At 44.2% G+C, this 12,389-nt stretch carries 7 protein-coding genes; 4 read left to right on the forward strand and 3 right to left on the reverse strand.

Annotation, left to right across the window (positions count from 1 at the left end):
- Nucleotides 1-7: 7 nt before the first annotated feature.
- Genes sdhA through sdhC form a run of 3 tightly spaced genes read right to left on the reverse strand, consistent with a single transcriptional unit; the run spans nt 8 to nt 2,486 of the window.
- Nucleotides 8-1,771, reverse strand: coding sequence for a succinate dehydrogenase flavoprotein subunit (gene sdhA / locus NXS09_RS00710; RefSeq protein ID WP_259290649.1), 1,764 nt, complete (start codon nt 1,769-1,771; stop codon nt 8-10).
- Nucleotides 1,768-2,115 carry a succinate dehydrogenase, hydrophobic membrane anchor protein gene (gene sdhD, locus NXS09_RS00715; protein ID WP_259290650.1) on the reverse strand — a complete coding sequence of 116 codons (348 nt, stop codon included), beginning with the start codon at nt 2,113-2,115 and terminating at the stop codon, nt 1,768-1,770. The genes sdhA and sdhD overlap by 4 nt, the downstream gene beginning before the upstream one ends.
- Nucleotides 2,109-2,486, reverse strand: coding sequence for a succinate dehydrogenase, cytochrome b556 subunit (sdhC, locus tag NXS09_RS00720; RefSeq protein ID WP_259290651.1), 378 nt, complete (start codon nt 2,484-2,486; stop codon nt 2,109-2,111). The genes sdhD and sdhC overlap by 7 nt, the downstream gene beginning before the upstream one ends.
- Nucleotides 2,487-3,073: 587 nt before the next feature.
- Between sdhC and NXS09_RS00725 the strand changes: the two genes are divergently transcribed.
- The 4 genes from NXS09_RS00725 to glnA all read left to right on the forward strand — a co-directional run bounded on the left by NXS09_RS00725 (nt 3,074) and on the right by glnA (nt 12,253).
- Nucleotides 3,074-4,054 (forward strand): malate dehydrogenase, encoded by a 981-nt coding sequence (locus NXS09_RS00725; RefSeq protein ID WP_259290652.1) that lies wholly within the window; start codon nt 3,074-3,076, stop codon nt 4,052-4,054.
- Nucleotides 4,055-4,755: 701 nt separating this feature from the next.
- Nucleotides 4,756-9,219 carry a glutamate synthase large subunit gene (gltB, locus tag NXS09_RS00730; protein ID WP_259290653.1) on the forward strand — a complete coding sequence of 1,488 codons (4,464 nt, stop codon included), beginning with the start codon at nt 4,756-4,758 and terminating at the stop codon, nt 9,217-9,219.
- A 78-nt stretch (nt 9,220-9,297) separates the two neighbouring features.
- Nucleotides 9,298-10,725: an FAD-dependent oxidoreductase gene (locus NXS09_RS00735; RefSeq protein ID WP_259290654.1), complete on the forward strand. Its 1,428-nt coding sequence runs from the start codon at nt 9,298-9,300 to the stop codon at nt 10,723-10,725.
- Between the two features lie 109 nt (nt 10,726-10,834).
- Nucleotides 10,835-12,253 (forward strand): type I glutamate--ammonia ligase, encoded by a 1,419-nt coding sequence (glnA, locus tag NXS09_RS00740; RefSeq protein ID WP_259290655.1) that lies wholly within the window; start codon nt 10,835-10,837, stop codon nt 12,251-12,253.
- The last annotated feature ends 136 nt before the right edge of the window (nt 12,254-12,389 follow it).

The following is a 12,389-nucleotide window of genomic DNA, read 5'->3' on the forward strand; positions in this document are numbered from 1 at the left end:
ATATTTTTTAGTAAACGCGTTTGGCTGGTTCGATGTAATCGACAGTCAATGGTTTTGTATGTACAGGTTTGTAATCTAAACTGTTGTTTGCAGTATAGAATAAGGAGTGTTTCATCCAGTTTACATCATCACGATCTGGGTGATCATCAGAAGCATGTGCGCCACGAGACTCTTTTCGTGCTTCTGCTGCTATCAAGGTTGCTTTGGCAACTTCAATCAAATTATCCAACTCTAATGCTTCAATGCGTGCGGTATTCCAGACTTGGCTTTTATCTGCAATTTCAGTATTTTTAATACGCTCTGCAAGCTTCAGAACTTTATCAACACCTTCTTTTAAGATAGCATCAGTACGGAATACACCTGCATGTGATTGAACAGTTTTTTGTAGTTCGCGGCGGAGATCGTCTACGTTTTCACCGTTTGTTTGATTATTTAAACGATCCAAACGTTGTTTGGTAAGTTCTCCAGCGTTGTCAGGTAGTTCTTTCCAGCCATTTTGCTGTTTGATATATTCAATCATGCTGTCGCCGGCTGATTTGCCGAATACGACCAAGTCTAATAGAGAGTTTGTGCCGAGTCGGTTCGCACCGTGTACGGATGCACAAGCACATTCGCCCGCTGCATATAAGCCGTTAACAACTGCCTCAGGGTTGCCATCTTTGGGTACAACGACTTCGCCGTGGTAATTTGTCGGAATACCACCCATCATATAGTGGGTTGTCGGCACGACTGGGATAGGATCTTTAATCGGGTCGATACCGGCAAATTGAATAGAAATTTCACGGATGCCCGGTAATTTTTCCATAATCTTTTCAGCACCGATATGATCGATTTTGAGCAGTACATGGTCTTTGTTTTTACCGCATCCTCTACCTTCGTAGATTTCCATTGCCATTGCACGTGATACCACATCACGAGAAGCCAAATCTTTTACGGTAGGTGCATAACGTTCCATAAAGCGCTCACCGTCGCGATTTAGCAGGATACCACCTTCACCACGAACGCCTTCAGTAATCAATACACCGGCACCTGCAACACCTGTTGGGTGGAATTGCCAGAATTCCATATCTTCCAAAGGAATACCTGCACGGGCGCAAATACCTAAACCGTCACCTGTGTTCATAAATGCATTGGTAGATGATGCATAAATACGACCGGCGCCGCCTGTTGCAAATAATACGGCTTTTGCATGGAAAATATAAATGTCACCGGTTTCCATTTCCATTGCGGTTACGCCGATTACATCGCCATTATCATCGCGAATCAAGTCAAGGGCGGTCCATTCCACAAAGAATTGTGTGTTCGCACGTACATTTTGTTGGTATAGGGTGTGCAACATGGCATGACCGGTACGGTCGGCAACGGCACAAGCACGTTCTACTGCACGTTTACCATGTTCTGCAGTGTGTCCGCCGAAAGGACGTTGGTAAATTTTACCGCTTTCTACGCGGTCAAACGGCATGCCCATATGTTCTAGTTCAATTACTGCTTCTGGGGCACGACGGCACATAAACTCAATAGCATCTTGGTCGCCAAGCCAGTCTGAACCTTTTACCGTGTCATACATATGCCAGTCCCAACGATCTTCTTGGACATTACCCAGTGAAGCAGAGATGCCGCCCTGTGCTGCAACAGTATGGGAACGGGTTGGGAAAACTTTAGATAAAACTGCAGTGTGCAAACCGGATTTAGACAGTTGTAACGCTGCGCGCAAACCTGCGCCACCGCCGCCTACAATAACGGCATCAAATTTACGAATAGGAAAACTCATACAATACCCCAAATTACTTTAACTGAATACACTAGGCAGCCTACTAACCAAACAATGGTGGCTACCTGAAGAAATAACCTTAAACCGAAGGGCTTGATATAATCCATCCACAAATCACGGATGCCTACCCAAGCATGGAGGAATAGGGCAATAAAAGTAAGTTGGGTAAGGGTTTTTACCCATGTTTGTGAAAAAAATACCTGCCAAGATTCATAATCACCAGGCAAAGAGAGTAGAAATATAATAAAAGCAACGGTATAGATAAGCATAATAACAGCTGTTGCTCGTTGCATTGCCCAGTCCCGCAGGCCATAATGGGCGCCTGCCAATTTGCGATCTACCATAACCATACTCCTATTACGACTGTTAGTACCAAAGCTGTAACAAATACAATTTGGGCACTTTTACGAGCAGTTTTTAACTCTAATCCTTTATGGGCATCTAAAAAAAGAAAGCGTATGCCTGCACAGAAGTGGTGCATATAAGCCCAAAGCAAACCGATTAAAAGTAGCTTGACTAAGGGGTTAGAGATGATTGTACGATATGTCTCAAAATCAGCTTCTTGACTCAAAGTGCCTGAAAGGAAATACAGCAACAGTGGTAGTGTCACAAATAAAAGGACGCCGCTGATGCGGTGGAGAATGGAAACAATCCCAGGTATCGGTAGTCTGATATTAGGGATTTCAAGGAATACAGGGCGCTGTTTCGTCTGCATTTGAATATCCTCTTTACACAAATACTTTTCTTAAAAAAATAACTAAAAAATAACTCAAAACTCAAAACAAGATAATTTCACGCTTCTGACTACAGTCGATTACATGAAAACGCATCAGAGCGTAATTTACATGTTTTATAACTGATTGACCAGTCTTTTGTTATAGCTTTTTAATGAAATTTAACAAGTGACCCGATAGTTTGAAGATAAATCCCCAGTTGGAAAGGGTTTGCTACTACTCAGACAGTGTGGCCCATTAGGTGAAATAGGGGAGTATTTGTAGCAATCTAAAGAGCCCTTATTTTTGAATCTTAACTCTAAAATATTTAAGGGTACTATCGTATTGAGTATTTTATATATTCAAATTTTATTTAAAAAATAAAATAAAATTATGATGAAAATGTCTACAAAATCCTATTGCCTGCCCTTTTAAATTTGGTATGATAATAGCTGTCAGAGTAAATATATTTTTATTTGTTTTAAATAAAATTTATTTATAAGTTATTGTGTTTTTAACTTAATTTATAAATTTTATTGGTATTAATTGTTTTGACAGCTTATTAATAATTCTTCAGGAGAGTTTTGGTATGAAATCCCCCATTCGTGTGGCTGTAACCGGTGCTGCCGGTCAAATTGGTTATGCATTATTATTCCGTATTGCCAGTGGAGAAATGTTAGGTAAAGACCAACCGGTTATTTTGCAATTACTTGATTTGCCTCAAGCGCAAAATGCCGTCAAAGGCGTGATGATGGAACTGCAAGATTGTGCATTTCCGCTTCTCGCTGATATGTTTACGACCGATGATCCTGAAGTAGCATTTAAAGATGCACAAATTGCTATTTTGGTTGGTTCGCGGCCGCGCAGCAAAGGTATGGAACGTGCTGATTTGTTGCTTGCCAATGCTGAGATTTTCACCAAACAAGGTGCCGCACTTAATAAAGTTGCCGATCGCAATGTGAAAGTATTGGTAGTGGGTAACCCGGCCAATACAAATGCCTATATTGCTATGAAATCAGCACCGGATTTACCTGCTAAAAACTTTACGGCCATGTTGCGACTGGATCACAACCGTGCATTAAGCCAGATTGCAGAAAAAACCGGTAAGGCTGTTGCCGACATTGAGAAATTATGTGTATGGGGTAATCACTCGCCAACCATGTATGCCGATTACCGTTTTGCTACCATTAACGGCGAACGTGTCCAAGATATGATTAATGATCAAAAATGGAATGCGGAAGTATTCCTGCCGACTGTTGGTAAACGTGGCGCTGCTATTATTGAAGCGCGTGGTTTATCTTCAGCTGCATCTGCTGCTAATGCAGCTATTGACCATATCCATGACTGGGTATTGGGTACAAATGGTAAATGGGTGACTATGGGTATTCCTTCTGATGGTTCATACGGCATCCCTGAAGGTACTATGTTTGGTTTCCCTGTAACGTGTGAAAATGGCGAATATAAATTAGTAGAAGGTTTGGAAATTGATGACTTTAGCCAAGAACGTATCAATCTGACTTTGAAAGAGTTAGAAGAAGAAAAAGCCGGCGTTGCTCATCTTTTATCTTAAGTTTTTTACTGAATTTATCACATATACACTAAACAACCAAAACCAAAATAGTATGGTTTTGGTTGTTTTATATGCAAAAATAAATTTAAGTGAGATATATGAATGTATCTACGGAGAGTCTTTAATTCGTAAACAATGATGCTAATATTCTGTATATGTAATATGGAATAGTCTATATTTTTATGTATTTTGTAAGATGAAGTAGTGTTAATAATAATGATTATTAATAAATATTATTTAGAGTGCTCATGATTAAGTAAAGTAGCTTCTTTTGATCTTAAAGTTTTGCATTTAGGTCTAATAACAGGTTATATTATGAATGCGTTGGATAGATTCGTATTGAAAAATAATCAGTTATTATTTTTTATAGGCGGAAAATAATACTATCCTAGAATTGCTTTTCAAAATAATTAAATATTAAAATCATTGGGGTAGATAAATATTTTTTTAAAATAAAAATATTTTAACGTATTAAAAGATGTGATATTTAAACAAAATTGTCAACAATTCTATTGCGGATTGTTGACAATTTTGTTTAAAATGCAGATGAAAGTTATTGTGCGGCTATTGATTGAGTCCATTAAACGAATCGCAGAGATGATATTTTTAAAGCGATTTGTCAAAACTATTTATTTGCCACATTCCATACCGTTATTTACCTATCTTTAATTATTACAATTACATTCAGCAGGAACACAAATATGAATATGCTCTATGACCGTTCATTAGAAAAAGAAAATTGTGGCTTCGGTCTGATTGCCAATATTGATGGTATTCAGAGCCATAAAGTTGTCCGTAATGCTATTTTGGGTTTGTCGCGCATGCAGCACCGTGGCGCGATTCTTTCCGATGGTAAAACCGGTGACGGTTGCGGTGTTTCTTTGCAAATGCCGGAATCATTTTTTCGTACAGTGGCGCAAGAGACGGGGATTTCATTGGCGCAGAAATTTGCCGTAGGGCAGATTTTCTTGCCGCAGGATGATGAAAAAGCACAAGAGTATATTGATATTATCAATGAAGAGCTGACTCGTGAAACCTTAGGTATTGCCGCATGGCGTGATGTGCCAACCAATCCTGCGGTATTGGGTTCGATTGCGTTGGCGGATATGCCACAGATTAAACAAGTATTGGTGAATGCGCCGAGCGGTTGGCGTACTCAGGATTTACAACGCCGTTTGTTTGTAACACGTCGCCGCATTGAAAAACGTATTGATCATCCGGATTTTTATATTTGTAGTTTATCTAATCAAACTATTGTTTATAAAGGTTTGTGCATGCCGAAAGATTTGCCTAAGTTTTATCTGGACTTGGGTGACTTGCGTATGCAATCGGCGATTTGTCTTTTCCACCAACGCTTTTCTACAAACACCCAGCCGCGCTGGAAGCTGGCTCAGCCTTTCCGGTATCTGGCGCATAATGGTGAAATCAATACGATTTCCGGTAACCGTGCTTGGGCGCGTGCCCGTGGTTACAAATATCATACTCCGTTGATTCCGGATTTACAGACGGCCGCACCTTTTGTGAATGAAAGCGGCTCAGATTCCAGCTCGCTGGATAATATGTTGGAGGTATTTGTAAGCGGCGGTATGGACTTGTTCCGGGCTATGCGCCTGTTGGTTCCGCCTGCATGGCAGCAAAATCCGGATATGGATGACGATTTACGCGCATTCTATGATTTTAATTCTATGCATATGGAACCTTGGGATGGTCCGGCCGGTATCGTACTTTCAGATGGCCGTTATGCCGCCTGTAACTTAGACCGCAATGGTTTACGTCCTGCGCGTTATGTCATTACGCAAGACCGTTTGATTACGATTGCTTCTGAAGTCGGTATCTGGGATTACGCGCCGGATGAAGTGGTGGAAAAAGGTCGTGTCGGGCCCGGTCAGTTATTGGTGATTGATACCAAAAACGGAAAGTTATTGCATTCCGACGAGATTAATAATGAATTACGCGCCCGCCACCCGTATCGTGCATGGTTGGAAAAAAATGTTAAACGTTTGATTCCTTTTGAGCAGTTGCCGGATAACGAAGCCGGTGAAGCATCTATGAGTGCGGATACGTTAAATGTATACCATAAGCAGTTTCTTTATGATCGCGAAGAGTTGGAAAATATCGTCCGTGTATTGGGTGAAGATGGGCAAGAGGCTGTCGGCTCAATGGGGGATGATGCATCTTTTGCTGTATTGTCCGAGCGTTCTAGACTAACTTTCGATTATTTCCGCCAGTATTTTGCACAAGTTACCAACCCCCCGATTGATCCTTTGCGGGAAGCTCATGTGATGAGTCTTGCGACCAGTATCGGTAGGGAAATGAGTGTATTTTTCGAAGCGGAAGGCATGTCACACCGTGTGAATTTCAAATCCCCGATATTGCTTTATTCGGATATGCAGCAAATGATGTCACTGCCGCAAGAGCATTACAAACATACCGTATTAGATGCTACCTATGCGCCTGAAGCCAATTTGAAAGATGCTATAGAGGCATTATGTGATCAGGCCGAACAGGCTGCGCGCGAGGGTACAGTATTGTTGGTGGTTTCCGATAGAAATATCGCCAAAGACCGCCAGCCGATACCATCTGCGCTTGCAGTAGGTGCGATACAGAACCGGTTGGTTAATGCTAATTTGCGCTGCGATGCCAATATTATTGTGGAAACTGCTGAGACACGAAACCCTCATCACTTTGCCGTATTAATCGGATTGGGGGCTACGGCAGTTTATCCTTATTTGGCTTATGAGAGTTTGGCGCACATGGTCAATACCGGTGTGATTACCAAGCCTTTGCGTGTGGTGATGGCTAATTTCCGTAACGGCATCAATAAAGGCCTGTATAAAATCATGTCGAAAATGGGTATTTCCTGCGTATCGTCTTATCGGTGTGCCCGCCTGTTTGAAGTAGTCGGCATGAACAGCGAAATTGTGGATATGTGTTTCCCGGGTATTACCAGCCGTGTGGAAGGTGCTTCATTTAACGATTTGCATGAGCAAATCTCTGCTACCCGCAAACGTGCATGGCGCCGTAGTCAGGATATTGATGCGGGTGGTTTGCTTAAATTCAAACCGCAGGGTGAGTATCATGCTTACAACCCTGATGTGGTGAACACCTTACAGGCAGCGGTGAATAGCGGGGATTACGGTAAATACCGCCTTTACCGTGATGCTGTGAATAACCGCCCGGTAACAACTATTCGCGATATGTTGCGGTTAAAAACCGAAACGGCTACGCCGATTTCGATTGACCAGGTTGAGCCGTCTGAAAATCTGTATAAACGTTTTGATAGTGCTGCCATGTCTATTGGTGCATTAAGCCCCGAAGCGCATGAGTCTTTGGCGATGGCGATGAACCGTTTGGGCGGTTATTCCAACTCTGGCGAGGGCGGGGAAGATCCGAAACGTTACGGCACCGATAAAGTATCGCGCATTAAACAGGTTGCGTCCGGCCGTTTTGGTGTGACACCGGCTTATCTGATGAGTGCCGATGTGATTCAGATTAAAGTGGCACAAGGTGCAAAACCGGGTGAGGGCGGTCAGCTGCCTGGTGATAAAGTAACCCCGTATATTGCGCAATTGCGCTATGCGGTGCCGGGCTCTACCTTGATTTCACCGCCGCCGCATCATGATATTTATTCTATTGAAGATTTGGCGCAGCTGATTTTCGATTTGAAACAAATCAATCCTAAGGCCTTGATTTCGGTTAAATTGGTTTCATTGCCCGGTGTCGGCACCATTGCTACCGGTGTGGCTAAAGCTTATGCCGATCTGATTACCATTGCCGGCTATGACGGCGGTACAGGAGCTTCGCCTTTATCTAGCGTAAAATACTGCGGTTCGCCGTGGGAATTGGGTTTGGCCGAAGCGCAACAGGCATTGGTGGAAAACAATTTACGCCATAAAGTCCGTTTGCAAGTGGACGGTGGTTTGAAAACCGGCTTGGATATTGTTAAAGCTGCGATTCTCGGTGCGGAAAGCTTCGGTTTCGGTACCGGTCCGATGGTGGCATTGGGTTGCCGTTATCTGCGTATTTGTCATTTGAATAACTGTGCGACCGGTATCGCAACCCAAGATGATACTTTGCGTAGTCAGCATTATCACGGTAATGTCGATAAGGCAATGAATTATTTTAAATTTATTGCTCAAGATGTGCGTGAAATTATGGCCGAACTCGGTGTGGAAAAACTTACCGACCTAATTGGCCGAACCGAACTTCTGGAAATCATTGAAGGGAAAACAAGCAAACAACGTGGTTTGGATTTAAGCAAGCTACTGTATTCGCCTAAAGTACCGGATGGTAGTGCACGTTATTGCATGCAAAATAATGCGCCGTTTGATAAAGGCCGTCTGAATAAAGAAATTATTGAAGCTGCGGAAACCGCACTCGAAAATGGCAGCAGTGCCGATTTGAGTTTCGATATTTCAAATCTTGACCGTTCGGTTGGTGCGACCTTATCTGGATGGATTGCCAAGCAGCATGGCAATCGTGGCAAAGCGGGGCAGGAGTTCAATATCAACTTGAATGGTACTGCCGGACAAAGCCTCGGTGTATGGCTTGCCGGTGGGGTAACCCTGAATCTGACCGGTGATGCCAACGATTATGTCGGTAAAGGCATGGCAGGCGGCTGTATTGTTATCAAACCGCATAACGGTGTGGCCTTTAAAGCCGAAGATGCGGCTATTGCAGGCAATACCTGTCTTTATGGTGCAACCGGCGGCGAACTCTTTGCTTCGGGCCGTGCCGGCGAACGTTTTGCCGTGAGAAATTCGGGCGCATTGGCGGTTGTGGAAGGTATTGGTGACAATGGTTGCGAATATATGACCGGCGGTGTGGTAACCGTGTTGGGTAAAACCGGTATTAATTTCGGTGCGGGTATGACCGGCGGCTTCGCTTATGTGTTGGATGTGGATGGTCGTTTCCAAGGCCGTATTAACGGCGAGTTGGTGGAAGGCTTGAGTATTGTTGATTTGCCTACCCATCAGGAGCATTTGCGCGGTTTGATTGAACGTCATGTTGAATTGACCCATAGCCGTTTGGGTGAACGCATTCTCGGTGATTGGGAAAATCATGTCGGCAAATTTGTGTTGGTGAAACCCAAAGCCAACGATGTAAATGCCCTTTTAGGCCACAAACGGCGCACTGTTATGGAGCTTCGAGAAGTGACCGCATAAGTTTTTCAGACGGCCTGTCGGCTATGAGAGAGGCCGTCTGAAAACAGAAATAAACAATAAAATAAAAAGGAACCAACCATGTCCCGCGAGAATGTATATCAATTTATCGATCTGCCGCGCGTTGATCCGCCTAAAATTCCCCTTGATACACGCAAAACAACATTTGTAGAAATTTATCAGTCATTTACCGAAACACAAGCGCAATCTCAAGCAGATCGCTGCTTAGAGTGCGGTAATCCCTATTGCCAAAGTAAATGTCCGTTGCATAACAATATTCCCAACTGGCTGCGCCTTGCCAATGAAGGCCGGATTATTGAAGCTGCCGAATTGGCGCACTCGACCAACAGTCTGCCGGAAGTTTGCGGCCGTGTGTGCCCGCAAGACAGATTATGTGAAGGCGATTGCACGCTGAATGCAGAGTTTGGCGCGGTAACCATTGGTAATGTGGAAAAATACATTACCGAAAAAGCCTTTGAAATGGGTTGGAAACCGCAGGTTCGCGATGTACCCAAAACCGGTAAAAAAGTGGCGGTGGTCGGTTCCGGACCGGCAGGTTTGGGTTGTGCCGATGTGCTGATTAGAAACGGTGTGGATGTTACCGTTTTTGAACGCCAACCGGAAATCGGCGGATTGCTCACTTTCGGTATCCCGTCGTTTAAGTTGGAAAAAAGCGTGATGAGCCGCCGTCGCGAGATGTTTAGCGATATGGGTGTTGAGTTTAAGCTAGGTGTCGATATCGGCAAAGATGTACAACTAAATGATTTGGTTGATGAGTACGATGCGGTATTTTTAGGTGTCGGCACTTATCAGGGTATGAAGGCCGGTATTGATGGTGAAAATGCCGAGGGTGTATATTCTGCATTGCCGTTTTTAATCGGCAATACCCAAAAACTGCTTCATTTTGATTCGCCCGATTATGTCAGCATGGAAGGCAAGCGTGTGGTTGTATTGGGCGGTGGTGATACGGCGATGGACTGTGTACGCACGTCCGTACGCCAAGGCGCGGCGGAGGTCACTTGCGTATACCGTCGTGATGCGGCCAATATGCCGGGCAGTAAAAAAGAATACACTAATTCTAAAGAAGAGGGCGTTGAGTTCCAATTCAATGCACAACCTGTTGAAATAGAAGCGGAACCGTTGGCCGTGCATACTAATGAATCGGGCAGGGTTTGCGGTATTAAAATTGTGAAAACCCGTATGGGCGAAGCCGATGCCAATGGCCGCCGTCGTGCCGAAATTATCGAAGGTAGTGAAGAGGTGATTCCTTGTGATGCCGTTATCGTGGCATTCGGTTTTGCCCCTCATGCGATGCCGTGGTTGGCCGATATTGGTGTTAATATTGATGGTAAAGGCCGTATCGCGGCACAAGGTAGCTTAAAACAACAAACAGCCAATCCGAAAGTTTTTGCCGGCGGTGACGTTACACGCGGTTCGGATTTGGTGGTGACCGCTATCGCCGAAGGGCGGGAAGCGGCAGAAAGTATGATGGATTTTCTAGATGTATAGCATGGTAATTAGCTGAGGCCGTCTGAAAACTTACAACGGTTTATCATGATTCCGGCTCGTCCAATCTTATTGATTTCTCAATTGACATTTCTGAATATAGGAGAAAAAAATGTCTGTAAAAAATGTAATTAAACTGATCGAAGACAACGAAATCCGTTTTGTTGATTTGCGCTTTACCGATACCAAAGGTAAACAGCATCACTTCACCATTCCGGCACGCGTTGTGTTGGACGACCCTGAAGAATGGTTTGAAAACGGCCAGGCTTTTGACGGCTCTTCTATCGGCGGCTGGAAAGGCATTCAAGCTTCCGATATGCAATTGCGCCCTGATGCATCTACTGCCTATATCGATCCGTTTTATGATGACGCTACGGTTGTGATGACCTGCGATGTGATCGATCCCTCTAACGGCCAAGGATACGACAGAGACCCGCGTTCTATCGCTCGTCGTGCCGAAGCTTATCTGAAATCTTCAGGTATCGGCGACACCGCATTTTTCGGCCCCGAACCTGAGTTTTTCGTATTTGACGGCATCGAATTTGAAACCCATATGCACAAAGCACGTTTTGCCATTACTTCCGAAAGCGGCGCATGGAGCAGCGGTAAACATTTGGACGGTCAAAATACCGGCCACCGTGCTACGGTTAAAGGCGGTTATTCACCGGTTGCCCCCGTTGATGCCGGTCAGGATTTGCGTTCCGCTATGTCGAGCGTATTGGAAGAAATCGGTATTCCGGTTGAAGTACATCATGGCGAGGTTGCTACCGGTTCACAAATGGAAATCGGTACCCGTTTCAATACTTTGCTGAAACGTGCCGACTGGACACAAGATTTGAAATATGTAGTTTTAAATGTTGCCCATAACTTTGGTAAAACAGCCACCTTTATGCCCAAACCGCTGATGGGTGACAATGGTAGCGGTATGCACGTTCACCAATCTATTTGGAAAGACGGCCAAAACCTGTTTGCCGGTGACGGTTATGCCGGATTGTCTGATATGGCGCTTTATTACATCGGCGGTATTATCAAACACGCCCGTGCATTGAATGCCATTACCAATCCTTCAACCAACTCATACAAACGTTTGGTTCCGCATTTCGAAGCACCGACCAAATTGGCTTATTCTGCCAAAAACCGTTCGGCTTCTATTCGGATTCCGTTTGTGAACAGCAGCAAAGCACGCCGTATCGAAGCACGCTTCCCTGATCCGATGGCTAACCCTTACTTGTGTTTTGCCGCTTTGTTGATGGCCGGTTTGGACGGTATTCAAAACAAAATCCATCCGGGCGATCCTGCCGATAAAAACCTGTATGACCTGCCGCCGGAAGAAGATGCTTTGGTGCCGACCGTTTGCGCCTCTTTAGAAGAAGCATTGGCCGCATTGAAAGCCGATCACGACTTCTTAACTCGTGGCGGCGTATTCAGCCAAGATTGGGTGAACAGTTACATTGCCTTTAAAGAAGAAGATGTGAAACGTATCCGTATGGCGCCGCATCCGTTGGAATTTGAAATGTATTATTCATTGTAATTAATGGTGAAGTCATAGCATCGGTTTATGCTTCTGATGTGATTTCATCGTGGTAAAAAAAGCCCTCGAATTGTGATGATTCGAGGGCTTTTTTATTGAAAACTCGATAATGGCGAATAAAAAAAGCAGGCGTAGC

It is taken from the genome of Neisseria montereyensis (assembly GCF_024834045.1).
Taxonomy (GTDB): Bacteria; Pseudomonadota; Gammaproteobacteria; order Burkholderiales; family Neisseriaceae; genus Neisseria; species Neisseria montereyensis.